The 23,662-nt window shown below is 66.1% G+C and carries 17 protein-coding genes; 12 read left to right on the top strand and 5 right to left on the bottom strand.

The window, feature by feature from the left end; genetic code table 11:
- Positions 1 to 290 precede the first annotated feature (290 nt).
- Positions 291 to 2,075 carry a protein kinase domain-containing protein gene (locus tag ACSQ3Q_RS07540; protein ID WP_436133783.1) on the bottom strand — a complete coding sequence of 595 codons (1,785 nt, stop codon included), beginning with the start codon at positions 2,073 to 2,075 and terminating at the stop codon, positions 291 to 293.
- 380 nt (positions 2,076 to 2,455) lie between these two features.
- On the opposite strand from ACSQ3Q_RS07540, the gene nirB reads away from it, so the two are divergent.
- From nirB to ACSQ3Q_RS07500, 8 genes are all read left to right on the top strand, one after another.
- Positions 2,456 to 4,900: a nitrite reductase large subunit NirB gene (gene nirB / locus ACSQ3Q_RS07535; RefSeq protein ID WP_436133782.1), complete on the top strand. Its 2,445-nt coding sequence runs from the start codon at positions 2,456 to 2,458 to the stop codon at positions 4,898 to 4,900.
- Positions 4,901 to 4,971: 71 nt separating this feature from the next.
- Complete coding sequence (locus tag ACSQ3Q_RS07530) at positions 4,972 to 5,778, top strand: type IV pili methyl-accepting chemotaxis transducer N-terminal domain-containing protein (protein WP_436133781.1); 807 nt, start codon at positions 4,972 to 4,974, stop codon at positions 5,776 to 5,778.
- Between the two features lie 54 nt (positions 5,779 to 5,832).
- Positions 5,833 to 6,231 (top strand): nitrite reductase small subunit NirD, encoded by a 399-nt coding sequence (nirD, locus tag ACSQ3Q_RS07525; protein ID WP_436133780.1) that lies wholly within the window; start codon positions 5,833 to 5,835, stop codon positions 6,229 to 6,231.
- A gap of 129 nt (positions 6,232 to 6,360) precedes the next feature.
- Complete coding sequence (locus ACSQ3Q_RS07520) at positions 6,361 to 9,198, top strand: nitrate reductase (RefSeq protein WP_436133779.1); 2,838 nt, start codon at positions 6,361 to 6,363, stop codon at positions 9,196 to 9,198.
- A gap of 173 nt (positions 9,199 to 9,371) precedes the next feature.
- A complete protein-coding gene (ybiB, locus tag ACSQ3Q_RS07515; protein WP_436133778.1) occupies positions 9,372 to 10,295 on the top strand; it encodes a DNA-binding protein YbiB in 924 nt (307 codons plus the stop codon).
- Positions 10,292 to 11,155 (top strand): uroporphyrinogen-III C-methyltransferase, encoded by an 864-nt coding sequence (cobA, locus tag ACSQ3Q_RS07510; protein WP_436133777.1) that lies wholly within the window; start codon positions 10,292 to 10,294, stop codon positions 11,153 to 11,155. The genes ybiB and cobA overlap by 4 nt, the downstream gene beginning before the upstream one ends.
- Before the next feature lie 285 nt (positions 11,156 to 11,440).
- A complete protein-coding gene (locus ACSQ3Q_RS07505; protein ID WP_436133776.1) occupies positions 11,441 to 12,154 on the top strand; it encodes a methyl-accepting chemotaxis protein in 714 nt (237 codons plus the stop codon).
- A gap of 202 nt (positions 12,155 to 12,356) precedes the next feature.
- Positions 12,357 to 13,799, top strand: coding sequence for a cellulase family glycosylhydrolase (locus tag ACSQ3Q_RS07500; protein ID WP_436133775.1), 1,443 nt, complete (start codon positions 12,357 to 12,359; stop codon positions 13,797 to 13,799).
- An 85-nt stretch (positions 13,800 to 13,884) separates the two neighbouring features.
- On the opposite strand, the gene ACSQ3Q_RS07495 is transcribed toward ACSQ3Q_RS07500, so the two are convergent.
- Positions 13,885 to 14,373, bottom strand: a complete 489-nt coding sequence (locus tag ACSQ3Q_RS07495; RefSeq protein WP_436133774.1) for an acyl-CoA thioesterase — start codon at positions 14,371 to 14,373, stop codon at positions 13,885 to 13,887.
- Between the two features lie 112 nt (positions 14,374 to 14,485).
- Between ACSQ3Q_RS07495 and ACSQ3Q_RS07490 the strand changes: the two genes are divergently transcribed.
- Positions 14,486 to 15,619, top strand: a complete 1,134-nt coding sequence (locus ACSQ3Q_RS07490) for a sterol desaturase family protein (RefSeq protein WP_436133773.1) — start codon at positions 14,486 to 14,488, stop codon at positions 15,617 to 15,619.
- A 56-nt stretch (positions 15,620 to 15,675) separates the two neighbouring features.
- Here ACSQ3Q_RS07490 and ACSQ3Q_RS07485 read toward each other — a convergent pair whose 3' ends face one another.
- Positions 15,676 to 16,155, bottom strand: coding sequence for a DUF4124 domain-containing protein (locus ACSQ3Q_RS07485; RefSeq protein WP_436133772.1), 480 nt, complete (start codon positions 16,153 to 16,155; stop codon positions 15,676 to 15,678).
- A gap of 258 nt (positions 16,156 to 16,413) precedes the next feature.
- Between ACSQ3Q_RS07485 and ACSQ3Q_RS07480 the strand changes: the two genes are divergently transcribed.
- Positions 16,414 to 17,661 (top strand): NAD(P)/FAD-dependent oxidoreductase, encoded by a 1,248-nt coding sequence (locus ACSQ3Q_RS07480; RefSeq protein ID WP_436133771.1) that lies wholly within the window; start codon positions 16,414 to 16,416, stop codon positions 17,659 to 17,661.
- Between the two features lie 298 nt (positions 17,662 to 17,959).
- Here the strand turns inward: ACSQ3Q_RS07480 and ACSQ3Q_RS07475 are convergent, their stop codons facing one another.
- Complete coding sequence (locus ACSQ3Q_RS07475) at positions 17,960 to 21,286, bottom strand: EAL domain-containing protein (protein ID WP_436133770.1); 3,327 nt, start codon at positions 21,284 to 21,286, stop codon at positions 17,960 to 17,962.
- 308 nt (positions 21,287 to 21,594) lie between these two features.
- Between ACSQ3Q_RS07475 and rpsU the strand changes: the two genes are divergently transcribed.
- Positions 21,595 to 21,807, top strand: coding sequence for a 30S ribosomal protein S21 (rpsU, locus tag ACSQ3Q_RS07470; protein WP_005799779.1), 213 nt, complete (start codon positions 21,595 to 21,597; stop codon positions 21,805 to 21,807).
- Positions 21,808 to 22,016: 209 nt separating this feature from the next.
- Positions 22,017 to 22,478 (top strand): GatB/YqeY domain-containing protein, encoded by a 462-nt coding sequence (locus ACSQ3Q_RS07465; protein ID WP_436133769.1) that lies wholly within the window; start codon positions 22,017 to 22,019, stop codon positions 22,476 to 22,478.
- 156 nt (positions 22,479 to 22,634) lie between these two features.
- Here ACSQ3Q_RS07465 and ACSQ3Q_RS07460 read toward each other — a convergent pair whose 3' ends face one another.
- The gene (locus tag ACSQ3Q_RS07460; RefSeq protein WP_436133768.1) at positions 22,635 to 23,564 is read right to left on the bottom strand and encodes a LysR substrate-binding domain-containing protein; all 930 of its coding nucleotides are present in this window, start codon (positions 23,562 to 23,564) and stop codon (positions 22,635 to 22,637) included.
- Between the last annotated feature and the right edge of the window lie 98 nt (positions 23,565 to 23,662).

Genomic DNA, 23,662 nt, shown 5'->3' with positions numbered 1-23,662 from the left:
TTGCCGCACTTTCGCTAGAAAGGTGGACGCGCGCGCAGCGCGTGAACGGCGCAGCCGTTAAGGCGCCACGTGCGCCTTCTCACTTTCCGCCTCTTCAATCAAGGCTCACATTGCGAAGCAAAGTTGAACGCAGTGAGCAGGGCTGAATAGGCGTCACAGAGGGCGGTAGGACCCGTCGCCCGACCGTGGGCCTCTGTCCCTGTTGCCGTGTTTTAGACCCAAAAAAGGCCCCAGCGCTTATCCCATAAGCGCTACCAGCTATATTTTTAATAGCAATATGCCGCGAACGCTCACCGCGGCAAGAACAGCAGCCAATAGATCAACAGCAGGTTCACCAGCACACTCACCGCCAGCGCGATCTTCCACAGCGCCGTAGCGTCACGCTGCATCAGCGGCTGGGGGCCGGCAGAGCCCAAAGGGCGCGAGGCACCGCGCTCCAGCGCCAGCAGCAGTTCTTCTGCCGTCTCAAACCGCTGCGCACGCTGGCGGGCCACGGCCTTCAAGGCGATCTGGTCAAGCCAGATCGGCACGCCCGGGTTGTGGCGGCTGGGGGCCACCGGGTCGCGGTGGTAGCGGCCCAACTGGTAGGGCACGACCTCGCCATACGGCAGGCGCCCGTGGCTGAGCAGCTGGTACAGCGTCACGCCCAGCGCAAACAGGTCGCTGCCCGCGTCGGGCAGGCGCCCTTCGCCATCGCTGCTGCGTTCGTAGCCGGCCCACTGCTCGGGGTTCATGTAGCTGGGAGTGCCGGCGTGCAGCCGGCGCGTGGCCTCGGGCTCGCGGCCTGACAGCGCGACGCCGAGGTCGAGCACGCGCAGCACGCCGTCGTCGCCCAGGTGCAGGTTGTCGGGCTTGATGTCCCGGTGCACGACGCCCTGGCGGTGCAGCCAGCCCAGCACGCGCGCGGCTTGCACGGTGACGGACAGGATCTGCGCCACGCTCAGCGGCTGGCGGCGGCGCAGGCGCTGGCCCAGCGTGTCGCCCGCATGCCAGTCGTACAGCAGGTAAAAGGCGCTGGCCTGGGGTGGCGTGCGGCCCTCACCGTCCACGCTGGCGTCTGTGCTGCCGTGGGGCGGCCAGTCGTTCAGCCTCGCAAGGTGCGTGGCGGCCTGGCCCGACTGCATGCGGCGTGCCACCCAGGCCTCGTGTGCCAGCGTGGCGCGCTCCTCGGCATCGTGCGCGCGCGACGGCAGCAAGGTCTTGAGCGCGTACAGCCGCTGGCTGGCGGGGTCGCGCACCTGGTAGATGCGGTGGATGCCGCTGTCGGCCACCAGCGCGGTCACCGTGAGGCCGTCCACCGGGTCGCCGACCTTCAAGAGCGGCAGCACCGGCAGGTCCTGCGCGCGGCGGGATTCGTCCTGCAGCGTGGCCTCTTGCACGCCCTGCACGCGCACGATCAGCGCGGTCACGTTGTCGTTGCTGCCGCGGCGCAGCGCCACCTGCGTGAGCTCGTCGCACAGCGCCTGCGCCGCGCCGCCCTGGCGCAGCATCTGGCGCAACTCGCGCTCGGGGATGCTGCCGTGCACACCGTCGGACAGCAGCACAAAGAGGTCGCCGCTGTGCAGTTCGCCCTGGCTGTAGTCCACCACGACATGGTCGTCGAGCCCCATGGCGCGGGTGAGCTGGTGCGAGAACTCGCGCTGCGACATGACATGGTCGGCCGTGAGCTGCTGCAGCCGCCCGCCGCGCAGAAGATAGGCGCGTGTGTCGCCCACATGGGCCAGCGTGTACGACTGGCCGCGCAGCACGAGCGCGGTCACGGTGGTCAGCCCCACCGCGGGCTGGCGGCGCCGGTTCATGGACGCGAGCCAGCCGTTGTGGGCGCTCAGGATGCGGTCGAGCGCCACCGTGGTGTCCCAGGTGTCGGGCGTGGCGAAGTAGTCGTTGACCAGCGTGTTGACCGTGGTCTGCGCGGCCTCGCGGCCGTTGCCGCCAGTGCTCACCCCATCGGCGATGGCGGCGATGGCCCCGCGGTCGCGGTCGCGGCCCTGCCCCGACACCAGCGCGGCGAAGTCCTCGTTCAGCTCCTTGCGCCCGGCTTCGGAGGATTGGCCAAAGTCCAGTTCAAAACTCATGCACCAGCTCCATGCAGGTTTCATGCCCAAGCTGGTGCATGCCGTGCCCCGCCAGGGCGCGCACTGGCTGCGCGTGCGCAACTCGCGGGCATCGGCGCGGGCGCGCCCGGCCCCATCGCGGCGTCGCGCCCTGCATCAGTGCACCGCGGCTGGCACAAGCATTGCTTAGACAAAACAACGACCCTCGCGGGTCCCGCAATCCACCCGTGCAAAGGCGCGCGGAGGGGTTGAGGAATTTGTTCACGATCACCACCGGTCAACAACAGGTTCTCAGGACAAAGGCGTCCCCACATGTGATTTCGATCCCGGTCGAAGCTGCATCGTGTGGACGCCTTTTTTGTTTTTTGCGCTGCCCAGGCGGTGGGACAGAAGGAGTCATGATGAAAAAGCTCAAGCTGGTGATGGTAGGAAACGGCATGGCCGGTGTGCGCACGCTGGAAGAGCTGCTCAAGATTGCCCCCGATCTGTATGACATCACGGTGTTCGGTGCCGAGCCCCATCCCAACTACAACCGCATCCTGCTCTCACCCGTGCTGGCCGGCGAGCAGACCATCGACGAGATCATTCTGAACGACTGGTCCTGGTATGCGGACAACCACATCACGCTGCACACCGGCTTTACGGTGACCGACGTGGACCGCGTGCGCCGCGTGGTCAGCGCCACCAGTGCCGCAGGCGATGTGATCACCGCCGAATACGACCGCCTGATCATGGCCACCGGCTCCAACCCCTTCATCCTGCCTGTGCCGGGCAAGGACTTGAAGGGTGTGCTGGCCTACCGCGACATTGCCGACACCCAGGCCATGATCGACGCAGCAGCCACCTACAAACACGCCGTGGTCATCGGCGGCGGCCTGCTGGGCCTGGAGGCTGCCAACGGCCTCATGAAGCGTGGCATGCAGGTCACCGTGGTGCATGTGGCACCGTGGCTCATGGAACGCCAGCTGGACGATGTGGCGGGCAAGATGCTACAGGACTCGCTGCAGCAGCGCGGCATGCAGTTCTTGATCGGCGCGCAGACGCAGGAACTCGTGGGCAATGCCGACGGGCGCGTGGCAGGCATCAAGTTCAAGGACGGCACCGAGGTGCCCGCCGACCTGGTGGTAATGGCCGTGGGCATCCGCCCCAACACCGCGCTGGCTGAAAAGATGCGCCTGCACGTGAACCGCGGCATCGTGGTGAGCGACACGCTGCAGACCACCACCGACGCACGCATCTACGCCGTGGGCGAATGCGCCGCGCACCGGGGCATCGCCTATGGCCTGGTGGCCCCGCTGTTCGAGCAGGGCAAGGTGCTGGCCAACCACCTGGCCGAGTTCGGCATCGGCCGCTACCAGGGCTCGCTGACCTCCACCAAGCTCAAGGTCACCGGCATCGATTTGTTCTCGGCCGGCGACTTCCAGGGCGGCGAGGGCACCGAAGAGATCGTGATGAGCGACCCCTTTGGCGGCGTGTACAAAAAACTGGTCATCAAGGACGACAAGCTGGTGGGCGCCTGCCTGTATGGCGACACGGTGGACGGCAGCTGGTACTTCAAGCTGCTGCGCGACGGCCGCAGCGTGACCGACCTGCGCGACAAGCTGATGTTTGGCGAATCGCACCTGGGCGACACGGGCCACCAGGGCCAAAGCAAAGCCGCCGCCATGCAGGACAGCGACGAAGTCTGCGGCTGCAACGGCGTGACCAAGGGCGCGATCTGCAAGGCCATCAAGGACAAGGGCTTGTTCACGCTGGAAGAGGTCAAAAAGCACACCAAGGCCAGTGCGTCGTGCGGCTCGTGCACCGGCCTGGTCGAGCAAATCCTGATGTTCACGGCCGGCGGCGACTACAGCGCCACGCCCAAGACCAAGGCCATGTGCGGCTGCACCGACCATGGCCACCAGGCCGTGCGCGATGCGATCCGCACATCCAAGCTGGTGACCATCGCCGACGTGTTCTCTGTTCTGGAATGGAAGACGCCCAACGGCTGCGCCAGCTGCCGCCCCGCGGTCAACTACTACCTCATCAGCACCTGGCCCAAGGAGGCCAAGGACGACCCGCAAAGCCGCTTCATCAACGAACGCAGCCACGCCAACATCCAGAAAGACGGCACCTACAGCGTGATCCCGCGCATGTGGGGCGGCGAAACCACAGCCGACGAACTGCGCCGCATTGCCGATGCGGTGGACAAATACAAGATCCCCACCGTCAAGGTCACGGGCGGCCAGCGCATCGATTTGCTGGGCGTGAAGAAGGAAGACCTGGTCAATGTGTGGAAGGACATCGGCATGCCCAGCGGCCACGCCTACGCCAAGGCCCTGCGCACCGTGAAGACCTGCGTGGGCAGTGAGTGGTGCCGCATGGGCACGCAGGACAGCACGCAGATGGGCAAGGACCTGGAGCGCGCCATGTGGCGCATGTACGCGCCGCACAAGGTCAAGTTTGCGGTCTCGGGCTGCCCGCGCAACTGCGCCGAGGCCGGCATCAAGGACGTGGGCATCATCGGCGTGGACTCGGGCTGGGAGATGTACGTGGCCGGCAATGGCGGCATCAAGACCGAGGTGGCGCACTTCTTTACCAAGCTCAAGACGTCGGAAGAAGTGCTGGAGTACACCGGCGCGTTCTGCGAGTTGTACCGCCAGGAAGGTTGGTACCTGGAGCGCACCGTGCACTACGTGGACCGCGTGGGCCTGGACTACGTGAAAAAGCGCATCCTCGACGACCACGAAGGCCGCAAGGCGCTGTGGGAGCAGCTGCAGTTTGCGCTGGACGGCGAGCCCGACCCGTGGTTCGAGTTTGACAAGGCCGCAGTGGACACGCGCCAGTTTGCGCCGCTGAGCGCCTGATCGCCTCCGCGCCCAACCGCACCCAACTTGAACGAATGCGCCGCAGCACAGCCCCCGACGGAACCCGCCCCATGCAACGAAGAACCCTCCTTGCCACCGCCTGCGGCAGCGCAGCCGTCGCCCTCGGCCTCGCGCCGATCAGCGCGGCGCATGCCGAGATCACCGACCTGAACGACGCCATCAACAAGGCCGGGCGCCAGCGCATGCTGAGCCAGCGCGTGGGCAAGGCCTGGCTGGCGCTGGCGCACCAGGCCGACATGCCCACGGCACGCCAGGTGCTCGACCAGTCGATCGCGCAGTTCGAGCGCAATCTGGGCGAGCTCAGGGGGTTTGCACCGTCCACCGCCATCCGCGAGACCTATGTGAAGCTCGAAGCCGCCTGGGTTGCGCACAAGGTCACGCTGCAAAACCCCGCCGCATCGCCCGACGCCGCCAGCGCCCTGCTGCAGGCCGACGCCAAGGTTCTGGCCCTGGCCCACCAGGGCACCACGCAGTACGAAGCAGCGTCTGGCAAGGCAGTGGGTCAGCTCGTCAACATTGCCGGCCGCCAGCGCATGCTGAGCCAGCGCATGGCCAAGTTCTACCTGGCGGCCATGCTGCCGGTGGACGCTGCCACCGCCACCGCCGAAATCGCCAAGGCCCGCGGCGAATTTGTGGCTGCCACCGAGCTGCTGCGCAACGCGCCCCAGGCCACCAACCGCATCCGGCAGGAACTACAACTGGCCGACGGGCAATGGGTGTTTTTTGATGCCGCACTGCAGCGCATGCAAGGCGGCACCAACCTGGGCCGCAAGGTGTCTGATGTGTTTGTGGCCAGCGAGAACCTGCTCTCCAGCATGGACCGCGTGACCGGGCTGTACGCGGCCCTTTCTGCCTGACTGCCGACGCCAAGCGCCCCCGCCGACAACAACAAGACAACCCAAGGATTTGCGATGACCACGACCACCCCCGCCGACTGGAAGCTCATCTGCCGCGTGGAAGACATCCCCGAGCTGGGCTCGCGCCGCGTGGAGCGTGCACAGGGCCTGGACGTGGCCGTGTTCCGCAATGACGCAGGCGGCGTGTTTGCCCTGCTGGACCGCTGCCCACACAAAGGCGGCCCGCTGTCGCAGGGCATCGTTTTTGGCACGCAGGTGGCCTGCCCGCTGCACAACTGGACCATCGGCCTGTGCGACGGCCAGGCCGCAGCGCCCGATGAAGGTTGCACCCCAAAGTTTGCAGTGAAGGTGGAAGATGGCGCCGTGTACCTCAACACCGAAGAGCTGGCCACCCACGCGGTCGATCTGGTGCGGCCGCTGGCCGGGCCCGCGCGGCGCGGCCTGGCGGCCTGAAACACCTGCCGCGACCCCAACGCACGCAGCAGGCGGCCCCGAGCCCATATCGCACAAACGCTACTATTTTGATAGCTATAAGCGCTTACTATTCAAGCGCTAGAGCACTAAAACACCTGGAATTCACGCATGCAAGAAACCCAATCGACCTGCCCCTACTGCGGCGTAGGCTGCGGCGTGATCATTGAAAGCGATGGCGCGCAGATCACCGGCGTGCGGGGCGACCCGAACCATCCGGCCAACTTCGGGCGGCTGTGCACCAAGGGCTCCACGCTGCACCTCACCGCCACCAGCCCCATTACCCTGCAGACCCGGCTGCTGCAGCCGCAACACCGCACCCAGCGGGCCGACACGCCCAAGCCGCTGGCGTGGGACGCGGCCCTGACCCTGGCGGCCGGTAAGTTTGCCCACGTCATCCAGAACCACGGCCCCGACGCCGTGGGCTTTTACGTCAGCGGCCAGTTGCTGACCGAGGACTACTACGTCTTCAACAAGCTGGCCAAGGGCTTGATCGGCACCAACAACATCGACACCAACTCACGCCTGTGCATGAGCAGCGCGGTGGCCGGCTACAAGCAGACCCTGGGTGCCGACGCGCCACCGGCCTGCTACGACGACGTCAAGCACGCGCAATGCCTGTTCATCGTGGGCAGCAACGCGGCGTGGGCGCACCCGATTTTGTTCAGGCGCATCGAAGACGCACGCGCCGCCAACCCGGGCATGAAGGTCATCGTGGCCGACCCGCGCCGCACCGACACGGCCGGCATGGCCGACCTGTTCTTGCCCATCCAGCCCGGCAGCGACGTGATGCTGTTCAACGGCATGCTGCACCTGATGCTGTGGGAGGGCTGGACCGATGCCGAATACATCGCGGCACACACCACGGGTTTTGACGAGCTCAAGGCGCTGGTGCGCGACTACACGCCCGACCGCGTGGCCGAGGTGTGTGGCATTTCGGTGGCCGACCTGACCACCGCGGCCAAGTGGTTTGCCACTTCCAAAGCGACGCTCAGCCTGTACTGCCAGGGCCTGAACCAAAGCAGCAGCGGAACCGCCAAGAACGCTGCGCTCATCAACCTGCACCTGGCCACCGCGCAGATCGGCAAGCCCGGCGCAGGCCCGTTCAGCCTGACCGGCCAGCCCAACGCCATGGGCGGGCGCGAAGTGGGCGGCCTGGCCAACTTGCTCAGCGCGCACCGCGATCTGGCGAACCCCCAGCATCGCGCGGAAGTGGCCGCGCTGTGGGGCGTGGCCGATGTGCCCAGCCAGCCCGGCAAGACGGCGGTGGAGATGTTCCAGGCCGCGGCCGATGGCGAGATCAAGGCCCTGTGGATTGCCTGCACCAACCCCGCGCAAAGCATGCCCGACCAGGCCACCGTGCGGCGCGCCCTGCAGCGCGCCGAATTTGTGGTGGTGCAGGAGGCCTTTGCCACGGCCGCCACCTGCGCCTATGCCGACCTGCTGCTGCCCGCCACCACCTGGGGCGAAAAAACCGGTACGGTGACCAACAGCGAACGCCGCATCTCTCGCGTGCGCACCGCAGTGCCCGCACCCGGCGAGGCCCGCCACGACTGGGCGATTGCCGTGCAGTTTGCGCAGCAGCTCGAGGCCCGGCTGCGCCCGGGTGTGCCCACCCTCTTCCCCTATTCCACGGACCACGCCGATGCAGGCGCCGAGACCGTGTGGCAAGAGCACCGCGAAAGCACCCGCGGGCGCGACCTGGACATCACCGGCCTGTCGTGGGAGATGCTCACATCACAGGGCCCGCAGCAATGGCCGCTGCCTGAGGGCAGCACCACCGGCAAGGCCCGCCTGTACGAGGACGGCGTCTACCCCACAGCCGATGGCCGCGCCCGCTTTGCAGCCCACGCGTGGAAGCCCGTGGCCGAGCCGCGCGAATCGCGCTACCCCTTCAGCCTGACCACCGGCCGCCTGCGCGACCAGTGGCACGGCATGACCCGCACCGGCACGCTGGGCCGCCTGTTCGGCCATGTGGCCGAGCCCAGCGTGCAGCTGCACCCGCAGGACATGGAGCGGCGCGGCCTGAAGAACGGTGACCTGGTCTACGTGACCAGCAAGCGCGGCACCATCGTGGTGCCCGCGCAGGCTGACACCACGGTGGGGCTGTCGCAGGCCTTCATGGCCATGCACTGGGGCAGCGAATTCTTGAGCGGCTCGTCGTCCACCGGCGAGCGGCTGGCGGGCGTGAACGCGCTCACCACGTCGGCCTACTGCCCCACGTCCAAGCAACCTGAACTCAAACACGCGGCGGTGAAGATCCTCAAGGCCGAGCTGCCCTGGACCTTGCTGGCCATGGCCTGGTTGCCCGCCGGCAACGCCCAGGCCACACGCGAGGCACTGTCTGCGCTGATGGCGTTGTTCCCCTTTGCCAGCTGCGTGCCGTTCAGCAACAACACGCCTTTAGGCGAACCCGGCCGCGAGCGTGTCGGCGTGCTGCTGCGCGCCGCGGCGCACGAGGCCCCGCCAGACGCCACGCTGGAGCGCATCGAATCGCTGATGGGCCTGGCCACCACCGACACGCTGCGCTACGCCGACAAGAAGCGCGGGCAGCGCCGGGCCGCACGGCTGATGCGCCGGGACGACGCCACCACGCTCGAAGGCATCGTGCTGGCGGGCGACACCAGCGCCGAAGGCTGGCTCAAGACCCTGCTGCAGGAAGAGCTGCCCGCGCAAACCTACGGCCGCCTGCTGCTGGTGCCCGGCGCCAAGGCACCCGTGGCCGTGCAGTCGCGCGGCAAATCGGTGTGCACCTGCTTCAACGTGACGGACACCGCCATCACTGCCGAGCTGTCGCGCTGCCATGGCACCGACGACGACCGCCTGGCGCAACTGCAGGGCCAGCTGCGCTGCGGCACCAACTGCGGCTCGTGCCTCCCAGAACTCAAGCGCATGGTGCGCGCTACGGGGCCACTGGCGTCCAAACCCATGGCGCAGGCCGCCATATAACCAAAAGTTGTCTGGGTTGCAGGAGAATTGCAGCTCAGCCCCTCTTCGATCACCCACAAGGACTTGTGCAACAGGGCTCCAGCTAGGCATTTTCGGCGCAGACAGTACGCCTGTACGGCAAGCCGAAATAACGACGCTGGAGCCCTGTTTCACAAGTCCCGCCAACTATTACCATGGGCATAAGCCAGTACATCAAGGAAATTGGGCGTGGCGCGCGCGGCGCCAAGCCCCTCACCCGCGAGCAGGCCACCGACCTGTTCGGCCAGGTGCTGGACGGCGGCGTGACGGACCTGGAGATCGGCGCGTTCTGCCTGGCGATGCGCATCAAGGGCGAAACCTTTGATGAGATGTGCGGCTTTCTCGATGCCACGCACCAGCGCCTAGCCCTGCTGCCCGCCACCGACCGCCCGCTCATCGTGCTGCCCAGCTACAACGGCGCGCGCAAGCTGCCGGTGCTGACACCGCTGCTGGCGCTGCTGCTGGCGCGCAAGGGCCTGCCTGTGCTGCTGCATGGCATGCGCACCGAGGCGCGCCGAATTTTGGCATCGGATGTGCTGCTGGCGCTGGATGTACCTGCACTGACAGCTCCTGAAAAGATAGCAAACGGCACCGTGCGCCACATCCACACCCAGCACTTGCACGAGGGCTTGGCGCGCCTGTTGTCAGTGCGCGAAGTCGTGGGGCTGCGCAACCCGGGGCACAGCGTGGTCAAGCTGATGAACCCGTGCGCCGGGCCGTCGGTGGTGGTTACCGCGTACACGCACCCCGAATACTTTGCGATGCTGCAAACCACATTCAGCACGCTGGGCATGACGGCGTTGCTATCGCGCGGGCTGGAGGGCGAGGTCGCCACCGACCCGCGCCGCACGCCGCGCTACGACGGTTTTGTGCGCGGCACCCACGCGGTGCTCGAATCCCAGCAGCCCGGCACCGCCAGCGAGGTACCCGGCCTGCCCGCCGAAATCGACGTGGCCACCACGGCCGTCTATACGCGCCGCGTGCTGGCCGGCGAGTTGCCGATTCCGCCCGCGATTGAGCGGCAGGTGGAACATATCTTGCGTCTCGCAGATCAAACCGTTTCGGAGACATCGCCATGAGCCGCAGCCCCACGCCACCCCAGCTTCCCCCCAATACGCCCGGCCTTCTCAGCGCCCTGTCGGGTTCGCACCCGCTTGCTGCCCGCACGGGCGTGGGCAGTTGCACGCTGGTGGGCGCAGGCCCGGGCGACCCGGAACTGCTGACCATCAAGGCACTGAAGGCCATCCAGGCGGCCACCGTGCTGCTGGTGGATGACTTGGTGAGCGACGACATCGTGGCCCACGCCTCACCCAACGCGCGCATCGTGCACGTGGGCAAGCGCGGCGGCTGCAAGAGCACGCCCCAGGCCTTCATCGAAAAGCTGATGCTCATGGCGGTCAACGAGGGTGAAAACGTGGTGCGCCTCAAGGGCGGCGACCCCTTCATCTTTGGGCGCGGTGGCGAAGAGGTCGAGCACCTGCGGGCAGCCGGCGTGGCCGTCACGGTGATCAACGGAATCACCTCGGGCCTGGCGGGCCTCACCTCGCTGGGTGCGCCGCTCACACACCGCGAACATGCACACGGCGTGGTGTTTGTCACCGGCCACGCCAAGCCGGGCGACGCCGGCACCGACTGGCGCCAACTGGCCGCCACCGCGCGCGACGCCAAGCTCACGCTGGTGATCTACATGGGCGTGAGCGGTGCCTCCACCATCGAGCAGGAACTCCTCACTGGCCTGCCGGCGCACACGCCCGTGGCCATCATCCAGCACGCCAGCCTGCCGCAGCAGCGGCACGCCATCACCACCCTCGGCGCCTTGCACGCCACCATCACGCGCGAGGGGCTGGCCAGCCCTTCGGTGATCGTGGTGGGCGATGTGGTGCGTGGAGTGGCGCTGGCATCGCAGGACGTCCCGCTGGCGCGCCGCGCTGCCGTCTGAGCGCTCCACGCGCGCAGGGTGCGCGCGCCGGGTCGCCGACTACAGACGGGGACCCCAAAAAACGCAACTGGGGCTCTGTGGAATGTCGTGCGGGGCACGACTTGCAGATGTTGTGCCCCACACAGCATCCCTGCACCAGCATACCTATTTCCTAACCCCCTTCCGCAGCCCATCCGACGTGCGCGGACAGGTGTTCCTGCCGACGGGCACACTCAAAAAACCCCGGCGGCTTGGCCCACCTATTGCTTACGGATGTATCTGAATGCAATGAGCACAAGGACCATCATGGCAGCCCACTCCCTCTCCCCACGCTCCGGCATGCCCGCATCGCCAACCTACGCAGCGCCCGCAGGCCCCGCCCCGTCGCTCGATGCAGGGATGTCGCTTGTCAACCTTGCAGCGCGCCAGCGCATGCTGTCGCAGCGCATGGTGCTGCAAACTGTTCTGGCCGCAGGCGGCAGCGATCTGCACCTGAAAGCGGCACGCGGCACGCTGGCCGTGTTCACCGCCAGCCAGGCCCAGCTGGTGGATACGCCACGCCATCTCGAGCCCGCCGATGCAGAGCGCATCCGCCAGGCCTACAGCGGCCCGAACGGCGTGGGCGCGACCATCGACGCGTTTGCCCAGCAGGTCGGCACGGCGCTGGACCTGACCGAGCGCCGCAGCCCGCGAGTCGAGGACGCGCTGACCCGCCTGGTCGAAAGCACCGACGCGGCGCTGGAAGCGCTCAACACCGCCACCACGGTGTTCGACCAAGTCGGCAAAGCCAAGTCCGAGACCCTGATGAAGGAGCTGGCAGGAATCGTCGCGTCGATCCAGACCGTGGCGCGCGAAGCCAAGGTGGTGAGCTTCAATGCGCAGGTCATGGCGGCCCGCGCAGGCCAGCACGGGCGTGAATTTGCCGTGGTCGCCAATGTGCTGTCAGGCATCACCAACGAGATCGACGGGCTGTCCCTGCAGGCTGTGTCGCTCGCGGGCCGCAGTCGCAGCGTGGCCTGAAAAGCCCCCCGAAACAGGCCGGGCGCCTGTTTGCAAGCTTTTACAATTGGCACGCGTAGGAAACCGCTGAAGCTGCCCAGGGGCCCACACTCCCGAAGGTCACGCGGCAACCCACAAGGTGCTGCAGCGTCACACGGCCGCTACCCCAGTCGGCCCCATGCCCGCGCCACACACACATCATTTTTTGGGAGGCGCCTGCGCCATGAAGATCACCACCCTGTGCAAAAGCCTGGCATTGGCGGGTTGCCTGCTGGCAAGTGCCAGTTCGGCCTGGAGCTATGAAATCAATGCAGGCAAGGTGCTGGACGGCGCTGGCAAGGCGATCCAGCTGCGTGGCGTGAACTGGTTCGGTTTTGAAACCAACAACCACGTGGTGCATGGCCTGTGGGCCCGCAACTGGACGGACATGATCACGCAGATGCAAGCCCAGGGCTTCAACGCCGTGCGCCTGCCCTTTTGCCCTGCCACGCTGCACGGCTCCGCGCCGCCCAACAGCGTCGATTACGGCCGCAATGCCGATTTGCAAGGTCTGTCGGCGCTTCAGGTGATGGACAAGGTGGTGAGCGAGCTCAGCAACCGCGGCATGTACGTGCTGCTCGACCACCACACCCCCGATTGCCAGACCATTAGCGAGCTCTGGTACACACCCAGCTACAGCGAGCAGCAGTGGATCAGCGACCTGAGCTTTGTCGCCCAGCGCTACGCGGGCGTGCCTGGCGTGATTGGCATCGACATCAAGAACGAGCCCCATGGCGCCGCCACCTGGGGTACCGGCAACAACGCCACCGACTGGAACCGCGCAGCAGAGCGTGCTGCAGCGGCCGTGCTGCAGATAGCGCCCCAGTGGCTGATCGCGGTGGAAGGCATTGGCGAGAACCCCAGCTGCTCGGGCAGCAACGCGCACTTCTGGGGTGGCAACCTCGAACCCCTGGCCTGCACGCCCCTGAACATCCCTGCCAACCGCCTGCTGCTGGCTCCGCACACCTACGGGCCGGACGTGTATGTGCAGCCGTACTTCAACGCCGCCAACTTCCCCAGCAACATGCCGGCCATCTGGGACCAGCATTTTGGGCAGTTTGTGCAGGCGGGTCATGCGGTGCTGCTGGGCGAGTTTGGCGGCAAGTTTGGTCGGGGCGATGCGCGCGATGTGCAGTGGCAAAACGCCCTGGTCGACTACATGGTCGGCAAGGGCATGCGCAGCGGTTTCTACTGGTCGTGGAACCCCAACAGCGGCGACACGGGCGGCATTCTGGACGATGACTGGACCACGGTGCGCGCCGACAAGGTGCAGTTGCTCAAGCGGCTGTGGGGTGATGCAGCCACCAACCCGACGCCGGTCCCCACGCCAACTCCTACGCCCACACCGACCCCCACGCCTACGCCCACCCCGGTGAGCAATTTCTCGGTGCTGCAGACCGTGGACAGCGACTGGGGCGCAGGCTATTGCCAGCGGGTGAAGGTGCTCAACCTGGGCACCGCCGCGGGCAACTGGGCGATCAACATTCCGGTGAGCGGCATCGTCAACAACTTGTGGAACGCTACGTGGTCCCAGGTGGGCAGCAACCTGAGCGCATCGGGCGTGGACTGGAACAAGACGCTCGCTCCCGGGGCGGCGGCTGAATTCGGTTTCTGCGCGGCCCGCTGATCGGGTGTCCTTCGCCTGTCAGCTGACGGGCGAAGGCCAGATGAAACTACCGGCCTACCTGCGATAAGCCGTGCGGGCTTCTTCTTCAGGTCCCTGCGGTGGCCCGCACCTCCTGAAACCGCGCGGCCAATTCCTTGCGCAATGATTTGCGCAGCAAGGCAGCCTCCCAGCGGCGACGCTCGTCAGGTGTTGACGGGGACAACACCGGCACCGTCACCGGCTTGCGCGACTCGTCCACCGCCACCATGGTGAAGAAGCAGCTGTTCACGTGGCGCACGACTTGCGAGCGGATGTCCTCGGCCACCACCTTGATGCCGATCTCCATCGACGATGAACCGGTGTAGTTGACGCTGGCCAGAAAGGTCACCAGCTCGCCCACATGGATGGGCTGCAGGAACATCACCTGGTCCACGCTCAAGGTCACTACGTAGCATGCCGAATACCGGCTGGCGCACGAATAAGCCACCTGGTCCAGCAGCTTGAGGATGGCGCCCCCGTGCACGTTGCCCGAAAAATTGGCCATGTCGGGCGACATGAGCACGGTCATGCTGAGTTGGTGCGAGGGGATGTTCATGCCGCGATTTTAGGGGGCGTGCCGTCTCCCGGGCGCAACGCAACGGCCGCTACACTCGCGCCACACAAGCCTGCATAAGCCTGTTCAAAGGCGTCAGACACCGGAGGGAACCATGCTCGAAATCGACAAGCTCAATGAATTCACCGAAAGCCATGGCGCGCTGCGCACCGGGCGCGGGCTGGTGTCGGGCGTGATCGCGCTCACGCTGGCGATCCTGTGTTTTCTGGGTGTGCTGGCCTTCCACTTCCCTGAATACCTGACTACGCCCCAGCTGCGCAAGAGCTACGACGTGACGGTGATCCGAAACATCATGCTGGTGGCCTTGGCCATTGCTGGCGGCATCTCGCTGGTCAACATCCTCTTTAACCGCTCGCGCTGGCTCGCCACGTTCGCGTTTGCCATGGTCGCGCTGACGGCCTTCCTGGGCGGCCACAAGGTGGAGGTGGACCCGAACTTCCCGGACAACACGCCCTACATCGGCCTTGATTGGTTCATCCTCGACCTCTTGGGCAGCTCGCTGATCTTCATCTTCATCGAAAAGCTTTTCGCGTTGCGCAAGGACCAGCCGATCTTTCGCGAGGAGTGGCAGACCGACTTTCACCATTTCATCGTGAACCACATGGTGGTGGGCTTCGTGCTGCTGGCCACCAACCTCATCGTGCACAAGTTCTTCGGCTGGGCGGCCAACGACGGCATCCGCGGCTGGGTGCAAGGCCTGAACTTCTGGGTGGCGCTGTTCCTCATCGTCCTGGTGGCTGATCTGGTGCAGTACTGGACCCACCGCGCCTACCACGAAGTGCCCGTGTTGTGGCGCCTGCACGCAGTGCACCACAGCGTCAAAAGCATGGACTGGATGGCCGGTTCGCGCCAGCACATCCTGGAACTCATCATCACGCGCACCCTGGTGCTCGCGCCCATCTATGTGCTGGGCTTTTCCAAGGAAGTGATCGACGCTTACATCGTCGTTGTCGGCTTTCAGGCGGTTTTCAACCACGCCAATGTCAGCGTGCGCCTGGGCCCGCTGCGCTACGTGCTGGTCACCCCTAACTTCCACCACTGGCACCACAGCCAGGACCAGGAGGCGCTGGACAAGAACTACTCAGCGCACTTTGCGTTTCTGGACTACCTGTTCGGCACGGCCGTGAAAAGCACCAAGCTGTGGCCTGAGAAGTACGGTGTGCTGGGCGACTACGTGCCCAACGGGTTTGTGAAGCAGTTCAAGTTTCCGTTTACCTGGAAGGGCTGAAGAGGAACAGCCGGTTGCGGCGAGCCGGACAAGGCACCGCACAAGAGAAGGTTGCACTACAGCGCGCGCAGTTCGTCCTCCAGCGCTTTGAGCTGGTTGCGCAGCTCTTGGGTGCGCGCCTCGCACGCGGCCTTGTCCTTGGCGGCGCTGGCTGCGCCCTCTTGCGCGAACTGCGTCCCCGCCAAAGTGCTGCGCCGCAGAGGCCCGGCGTGGGCCACCGCCGCATCGGGAGGGGCTGCGCATTCCTTCTGGTTGCGCTCAATGGCTGCCCGCGCCTGCGGCACGCCCTGGTTCTGCAGGTAGTGCTTGCGCTGCCACGCTGCGCCAAACGCCCCCTCCTTGGATGCGGTGGGAGCGGGTTGCACAGGGGCCGCTCCCTGCATGGCAGGCCGCACCTCGATCTTCTCGCCCTGGCCCGCGCAGGGCGCGTCCTGAAACGACACCTTGCCAGTGGCGTCGGTGCACTTGTTGACGGCCCAGGCCGGGACCAGAAAGCCCAGGGCCAGAGCGAGGACGGTGTAGCGGATCGGATTCATGGGGCAGTCCTTGGCGAGTGGATGGCGCATGCATGCTAACGCGCGGCGCAGCGTCCGCGATACTTGCGCGGCAGGCGGCGGCGGACGCGGCATCGGATGCGATGTTGGACCCGACCGGGCCGCTCGCACCATTGTCCAGCCCGCAAAGCCAGAGCGGTGTGCCCCGCCATCCCCAGGCCTCCCGTCCTGCTTCTCGCTTTCTCACGTCGATGCTCATGTACTGAGCCATCGCCCTACCCCCTACAATCCGCCGCTTCCATGACCACGCCGTTCTTTGACACCATCATCATCGGCGCAGGCGCCGCCGGCCTTTTCTGCGCGGGCCAGGCCGGCCAGCGCGGCCTGAAGGTGCTGCTGATCGACCATGCCGAAAAGGTGGCGGAGAAGATCCGCATCTCGGGCGGCGGGCGGTGTAACTTCACCAACCGTGACCTCGACCCGTCCGCGCCGCATAAGCACTTCGTCGGCCAGAACCCGCAGTTTTGCCGCTCGGCGCTGTCGCGCTACACGCCTGCGGACTTCATGGCGCTGGTGCAAAAGCATGGCATCCCGTTTCATGAAAAGCACAAGGGCCAGCTGTTTGCCGACCGCTCGGCCGAGGACATCATCGCCATGCTGCTGGCCGAATGCGCGGCCGGTGGTGTCGAACACTGGCAGCCTTGTAGTGTCAAAAATATAGCCTTTTTGCCTGCCAGCGCTGACGGGACAAGCGGTTATAGCTATCAAATTGATACCGCACGGGGGTCTATGCAAACTCGTTCTCTGGTGATCGCCACCGGCGGGTTGTCGATCCCCAAGATCGGCGCCACCGATTTTGGCTACCGGCTCGCGCAGCAGTTCAAGCTGCCCCTGGTCGAGCGCCGGGCGGGCCTGGTGCCGCTGACTTTTGATGGCGACGGCTGGGCGCCTTATGCGCAGCTGGCCGGGCTGGCGCTTCCGGTAGAGATCACCACCGGGGCGAAGAAGGAACGCATGACGTTCCACGAAGACCTGCTGTTCACGCACCGCGGTCTGTCAGGCCCCGCGGTGCTGCAAATTTCGAGTTACTGGCGCGAGGGCGCACCGCTGGCCGTCAATCTGGCGCCCACCGTGGACCTGCCCGCCGCGCTGGCGCTGGCCAAGTCCCGCTCCCGCAAGCTGATTGCCAATGAGCTGGCCACGCTGGTCCCGAGCCGGCTGGCGGACGCCTGGGCGCAGCGCGAAGCGGACTGGCAGCGCCCGGTGAACGAGGCATCGGACAAAGCCCTGGCGCGCCTGGCCGAGCAGTTGGCGCGCTGGGAGCTCACGCCCACGGGCACCGAGGGCTACAAAAAGGCGGAGGTCACCCTGGGCGGCGTGGACACCAAGGCGTTGTCGCAGCAGACCATGGAGTGCAAGTCTCAGCCAGGGCTGTATTTCATTGGCGAGGTGGTGGATGTGACGGGCTGGCTGGGGGGCTACAACTTCCAGTGGGCCTGGGCCAGCGGCCATGCGTGCGCGCAGGCGTTGCCCCTCGCCAGCGTCTGACGCTCCGGCCTCCTCACCGGGGCATGACTGCCGTCTGCCACTGACAGAAGCCCTGGAAAGCAGGCCATGGTGGTACGCACAGAACACCAGGCAGCGCCGCACGATCCACGCGCATCAAGATGCGGCCACGACGGTTGCCGCCGACGAAGGCGAACTTGATTGAGCGTCTTGTGGGGTATGTTGAGGGCACTGGAAGCTACACGCGAGACAGTTCAACCCAAAGGTGATCGATGGACGGATGCAAGGCCGGCGCGCGCTCCTGGCGCCAACCTACCGGCCTGCCTACTTTCCACCCACTTCAAGCCGCCAGCGGCGCTGGCTCTGTACATGATGGATCGCCGCCCCGCAGCGCCCCAGCCTGTTCGCGCAGCCGGTGCTGCACCGCCCACGCCACCATCGCCTCCGGTGGCAGCGGCCGGCTGAAGTGGTAGCCCTGCAGTTCCTCGCAGTCCAGCGCACCCAGCACCTGTGCCGTGGCGAGGTCTTCCACGCCCTCGGCCACGATCTTGAGGCCTAGCGTGTGGCCCAGCGCAATGATGGCGCGCGTGATCGCCATGTCGGCGGGGTTGCTCAGCATGTCGTGCACGAAGGATTTGTCGACCTTGAGCCGGTCGATGTCAAAACGCTTGAGGTAAGCGAGGCTCGAGTACCCGGTACCAAAATCGTCGATGGCCAGCTGCACGCCCAGCGCCTTGAGGGCCGCCAGCTGCAGCGCGGCCGCATGGGCGTTGTCCATTAGCTGCGATTCGGTGATCTCCAGCTCGAGCCGGTGCGCGGGCATGCCCGTGCGGGCCAGCAGGGCCTCGATGTCGGGCACGAGCTGCGGGTCGGCCAGTTGCGCCGCGGAGAGGTTGACCGAGATGGACACGTCCCCCAAGGGCAAGCCCGCGGCGCCTGCAAAGTCGCGAGCCGGGTCGCGCCCCCCATCGTCGCGCACAGATGGGCCCGCTGGCGACATCTGCCACCGCGCCCACTGTTCGCAGGCCTGCTGCAGCACCCAGCCGCCGATGGCGCGGATCATGCCGGTCTCTTCGGCAATCGGGATGAACTCGCTGGGCGGGATGGCGCCCAGCGCAGGGCTGTTCCAGCGCAGCAGCGCCTCCACACCCAGCAACCGGCCGCCCTGGGCGGCAAGGCGCGGCTGGTAGTGCAGGCTCAGTTCCTGGCGCTCCAGCGCGCGGCGCAAGTGCTGCTCCAGGGTCTGGCGGGCCAGCGCACGCTGGTCGGTCTCGGCCGAATAGAACAGCGCCATGTCGCGCCCGGTGGTCTTGGCCTCGTACATGGCGGCGTCGGCACGGCGCATCAACTCGTCGATGTCGCTGCCGTCCTCAGGGTAGACGGCAATGCCCACGCTGCACGACACATTGAGCTCATGCCCTTCCACCGGGTGCCCCTGGCGGATGAGCGGAATCAGGCGCCGCTCCACGAGTTGCTGCACATCGTCCCGCCCGGCCACGTCGCGCATCACCACCACAAACTCGTCGCCGCCCAGCCGACTGACGGCATCGCGGCTGCGCATGGCCTGCGTGAGCCGCCCGGCCACCGAACGCAGCAGCCCGTCGCCGATGTGGTGGCCCAGTGTGTCGTTGATGGCCTTGAAGCGGTCCAGGTCAATGAACAGCACCGCCACCTTTTCGCCCGTGATGGGCGCCTGCGCCAGCGCCGTCTGCAGCCGCTGCACACACAGCGAGCGGTTGGGCAGCTCGGTCAGCACGTCGTGGTGCGCGAGAAACTGGATGCGTTCCTCGCTGCGCTTGCGGTCGGTGATGTCGATGGCGATACCGATGTGGTTGGTCACCTCCCCGCCCTTGCCATGGCCTTTGCCGTCACGCACGGCCGACACCATCAGCCAGGCCGGGTAGGTCTCGCCAGACCGACGGCGAAACCGCACTTCGCCCTGCCACGACTCCTTGTCGACCATGGTGCGCTGGATCTGCGCGGTGAGCGGCTCGCCCCCGGTTTCCTCCAGCAAAAAGCTTAGGCCCTCGCCGATGACTTCATAGAAGTCGTAGTGCGTGCTGCGGCAAAACGCCTTGTTCACGCTGATGATCTGCTGGTCGGCGTTCATGATGATGATGCCTTCGGACGAGGCCTCGAACACCTTGGCCCAGAGTTCCAGCCGCTGCTCCATCACTTTGAGCACGTTGATCGGGGTGAAGGCCGTGAGCACCGCATCCCGCCCCTGGAACTGCAGGCGCCGCGCCGACAGCACGGCCCAGGATGGCTCGGTGCTGCCCTTCCAGCGCACCTCGAACTCATCAACCACACCCTGGTCTGCCAGGCGCTGGAAAAACCGGGCGCGCACGCCGGGCTCCAGGCCCGCGGCCCAGGGGTCGGTCTTGCGGTCATTAAGCCAGTGGCCCGCCGGAGCGTTGGAGTGCAGCACCTCATGCTCGGGGATGGACGTGACCACCATCGGGATCGGAAACGCCTCCACCAGCTCGCGCTGCGCCTCGGCCGCGCGGGCGCTGGCCGCCAGCTCCTGCTGCAGCACGCGGTCGCGGTCGAGCTGAGACAGCATCTCGTTGAACGCGGTGACCAGCCGGCCGATCTCGTCTCGGCTGACCCAGTGCGCACGCAGCGTGTGGTCGCCGCTGTGGCGCACCTGGTCGGCCACCCGGGCCAGCTGCTGCAGCGGCTTGGCAATCTGCCGCGCCACCAGCGTGACCAGGCTGAGGATGCACCCGAGCAGCACCAAGGCGGTGCCCAGGTGCAGCCACATGCGCGCAAAAAGGCCATCGACACGGCGGTTGAGCAGCCGCTCCAGGTCCACGATGCCCACCGTCCAGGCATCGCGCAGTGCGCCCAGCACCTGCATCTGCTGCGCGCCCATCTGCGCAGGCGTGAGGCGCGACTCTCCCCCGGCCACGCCCTGCAGCAGCGCCTGAAAGCCCTGCAACGACGCCTTGAGCGCCTGGCGCTGCGGCCCCAGCGCAGCGCGCATTTCGGGCGAGCCGGCGATGAACGCCTGGTTGTAGTCCGACTCGATGCCCTGCATCACTGCGTCAAGCCGGCCCACCAGTGTGAGCAGGTCAAAGGACCATTGCGGTCCGCGGCCGGTCTGCGCGTTCAAGAAGACCACGGTGTCGTGCATGGCCTGCAGGAGCTCGGGGAAGCGCAGCACCACCAGCGACATGCCGTAGTAGCTGTCCAGGTCCGGGTCGAGAATCAGGTTGGACTGGTTGCCCACGGTGGTGAGCAACTCGCGCCCTTCACGCAGCAGCTGGCTGCGCAGGGCGGTGAGTGCTTGCGCATCGGTGGCCGAGGGCGGCGCCTGTAATGCCAGCTGCCCCAGCACCAAGCTGAAGCGTTCGCCCACTTCCTCAGTGTGCAGTTGCTCGTCATGCGCCTGGCGCACCGCCGCCAGCCGGGCCATCACGTCGGCGGCCCGCGGTGGCTGCTGGGACGCATCCAGAAACTGCCCCATGAGTCCGTCGCGCAGCACCGCGGCATACGTGGTGCCCACGATTTCCTTGCGGGTGAAGTCGATGGCCACGTACTTTTCGTGGATCAGGATGCCGGAGACATAGATCACCGCCGACAGGTCCAGCAGATAGATGAGCATGAGCTTGCGGCCCACACTGAGACGGCCCAGCCAGCTGGATACGCGGTGCATGAATGCCATGGTCTTGGGTCCGTGGCGGAGGCGGTCAGCGCATGCGCTGGCGCCGCGGCCGTTGGGGTGGAGTTTGCTGTTACAACGTGAAGCAACTTCCACGCCACGGCCAACCGCGTCGTTTTCGGGCCCTGCGCGCGGCAGCGTTGACAGTGTGCCCTTGCGTCAATTGGCGTGACACGGGCTATAATCTCCGGCTTTGCTGGCAATGCCCCGTCGGCCAATACTAGTTACAGACGGGGAAACCGCCACGTATGGTCTTGAGGCCCGATCTCCCCAAGACCCTCTGCGGGCAACATTTTGGAAACCATTAGCTAATGACTACGATCCGCGTAAAAGAAAACGAACCCTTTGACGTTGCACTGCGCCGCTTCAAGCGCACCATTGAAAAGCTCGGCCTGCTGACCGACCTGCGCGCCCGTGAGTTCTACGAAAAGCCCACCGCCGAGCGCAAGCGCAAGAAGGCAGCTGCCGTGAAGCGCCACTACAAGCGCGTTCGCAGCATGCAATTGCCCAAGAAGATGTACTAATTCATCTTCGGATCCCGAGCTTCGCTTGGATCCCCAAACCCGCGCTAGGGACGCCAAGCGCGGGTTTTTGTTTTTCGGGTCTGCACAAAGCCCCTCTGACGTCGTTTGCAGCGCTTTGCCGTAGCAAAACTACTGTCTGCGGCGCTGCGCCTAGCCAGAGGGGCTTTGTGCAAACCCTCCGACTCTGTCTTACTCAAAAAGGAAGCCCCATGAGCCTCAAGGAACAGATCACCGAAGACATGAAAACCGCCATGCGCGCCAAGGACAGCGAGCGCCTGGGCACCATCCGTCTGCTGCAGGCCGCCATGAAGCAACGGGAAGTGGACGAGCGCATTGAGCTCGACGATGTGGCTGTGGTCGCCATCGTGGACAAGCTGATCAAGCAGCGCAAGGACTCCATCACCGCCTTTGAAGGCGCGGGCCGCCAGGATCTGGCCGACAAGGAAAAGTCTGAAATGGCGGTGCTGCAGGCCTACCTGCCCGCGCGGATGTCCGCCGAGGAGACCCTGGCTGCCGTCAAGGCCATCGTGGCCGAACTGGGCGCAGAACTGGGACGCAGTGTGGGCCCCGGCGACATGGGCAAGGTCATGGGCGTGGTCAAGACCCGCCTGGCCGGCAAGGCCGACATGGGCCAGGTGTCTGCAGCGGTGAAAGCCGCGCTGGCCGGCTGATTCGGGCGAGCTGACCCGCTCGCCTGCTGAAACACCGCTCCTTCCAGGGGCGATTGCTATTAAATAAATAGCTGCTAACGCTTACCCATCAAGCGCTGGCGGCTATTTTTGCTTGTAAATCGGCACAATTGCGCTCGCCGCAGCGGCGGGGGGCCTTCAGCCGCCTGCGCCCGTGCCCTGCCAGCGGCCCCATTCGTGGCGGAAGTAGGCCTCCAGAAACTCCACACATACCCGCACCTTGGCCGAGCGGTCGAGGCGTGTGGGGTACACGGCCCACACATTGGCCTCCTGCCGCCAGTCGGGCAGCACCTGCACCAGCCGCTCCGCACGCAGGTGCGCACCCACATCCCACAGCGATCGCAACGCGATGCCGCGCCCGTCCACCGCCCACTGCACCACCATCTCGCCGTTGTTGGCCGACAGCGGGCCGCGCACCTTGACCGTCTCGTCCACCGCACCGCTGCGCAGGCGCCACACGCCAAATGGGTGGTCACGCTCCTTGATCACCAGGCAGTCGTGGCTGGACAGCTCTGACAGCGCACGCGGCGTGCCGTGGCGCGCCAGATAGGTGGGCGCGGCGCACAGCACGCGGTGGTTGTCGGCCAGGCGCCGGGCGATCAGGTGCGGCGCGATCTCGTCGCCCACGCGCACATCCAGATCGAACCCTTCACCCGCCACGTCCACTACACGGTCGAACACCTCCAGGCGCACCTGCAAGCCCGGGTGCTGCTCCACCAGACGCGACAGCGCAGGCGCCACGATCTGCCGGCCAAAGCCAAAACTGCTGCTCACCCGCAGCTGCCCGCGCGGCTCACGCCGGGTGATGGCCACCTCTTGCAGCAGCTGGTCCATGTCGTCGAGGATGCGCTGCGCCCAGTGGAAAACGCGCTCGCCCTCCTCCGTCACCGCCACGCGCCGGGTGGTGCGGTGCAGCAGTTTCACCGCAAGCTCCTGCTCCAGCAGGCGGATGCGCTTGCTCACGTACGCGGGCGAGACGCCCAGCTCTGCCGCGGCATCGCCGAAGCTCGACTTGCGCACCACCACGGTGAACACGCGCAGGTCGTCGGTGGCGGGATTTTTATGCACGATGTGTGAAGAATAGAAGCACAGTTGGCGGATTGTATTTTCTGGTGCGGTGCCAAACAATCCAGTCCATCGATGCGTCGCGGCGGTGGCGGCCACCG

The sequence above is a fragment of the Acidovorax sp. LjRoot129 genome (assembly GCF_964253765.1).
Classification (GTDB): domain Bacteria; phylum Pseudomonadota; class Gammaproteobacteria; order Burkholderiales; family Burkholderiaceae_C; genus Acidovorax.
Note: the sequence above shows the minus strand (reverse complement) of the source record. Positions and strands in the feature narration are given on the sequence as shown.

Excerpts from the sequence above, each read along its gene's own strand:
- nirB (WP_436133782.1), top strand. The coding sequence starts at position 2,456 with ATGAAAAAGCTCAAGCTGGTGATGGTAGGAAACGGCATGGCCGGTGTG.
- ACSQ3Q_RS07520 (WP_436133779.1), top strand. The coding sequence starts at position 6,361 with ATGCAAGAAACCCAATCGACCTGCCCCTACTGCGGCGTAGGCTGCGGC.
- ACSQ3Q_RS07500 (WP_436133775.1), top strand. The coding sequence starts at position 12,357 with ATGAAGATCACCACCCTGTGCAAAAGCCTGGCATTGGCGGGTTGCCTG.
- ybiB (WP_436133778.1), top strand. The coding sequence starts at position 9,372 with ATGGGCATAAGCCAGTACATCAAGGAAATTGGGCGTGGCGCGCGCGGC.
- ACSQ3Q_RS07495 (WP_436133774.1), bottom strand. The coding sequence starts at position 14,373 with ATGAACATCCCCTCGCACCAACTCAGCATGACCGTGCTCATGTCGCCC.
- ACSQ3Q_RS07490 (WP_436133773.1), top strand. The coding sequence starts at position 14,486 with ATGCTCGAAATCGACAAGCTCAATGAATTCACCGAAAGCCATGGCGCG.
- ACSQ3Q_RS07485 (WP_436133772.1), bottom strand. The coding sequence starts at position 16,155 with ATGAATCCGATCCGCTACACCGTCCTCGCTCTGGCCCTGGGCTTTCTG.
- rpsU (WP_005799779.1), top strand. The coding sequence starts at position 21,595 with ATGACTACGATCCGCGTAAAAGAAAACGAACCCTTTGACGTTGCACTG.
- cobA (WP_436133777.1), top strand. The coding sequence starts at position 10,292 with ATGAGCCGCAGCCCCACGCCACCCCAGCTTCCCCCCAATACGCCCGGC.
- ACSQ3Q_RS07475 (WP_436133770.1), bottom strand. The coding sequence starts at position 21,286 with ATGGCATTCATGCACCGCGTATCCAGCTGGCTGGGCCGTCTCAGTGTG.
- ACSQ3Q_RS07530 (WP_436133781.1), top strand. The coding sequence starts at position 4,972 with ATGCAACGAAGAACCCTCCTTGCCACCGCCTGCGGCAGCGCAGCCGTC.
- ACSQ3Q_RS07505 (WP_436133776.1), top strand. The coding sequence starts at position 11,441 with ATGGCAGCCCACTCCCTCTCCCCACGCTCCGGCATGCCCGCATCGCCA.
- ACSQ3Q_RS07540 (WP_436133783.1), bottom strand. The coding sequence starts at position 2,075 with ATGAGTTTTGAACTGGACTTTGGCCAATCCTCCGAAGCCGGGCGCAAG.
- nirD (WP_436133780.1), top strand. The coding sequence starts at position 5,833 with ATGACCACGACCACCCCCGCCGACTGGAAGCTCATCTGCCGCGTGGAA.
- ACSQ3Q_RS07480 (WP_436133771.1), top strand. The coding sequence starts at position 16,414 with ATGACCACGCCGTTCTTTGACACCATCATCATCGGCGCAGGCGCCGCC.
- ACSQ3Q_RS07465 (WP_436133769.1), top strand. The coding sequence starts at position 22,017 with ATGAGCCTCAAGGAACAGATCACCGAAGACATGAAAACCGCCATGCGC.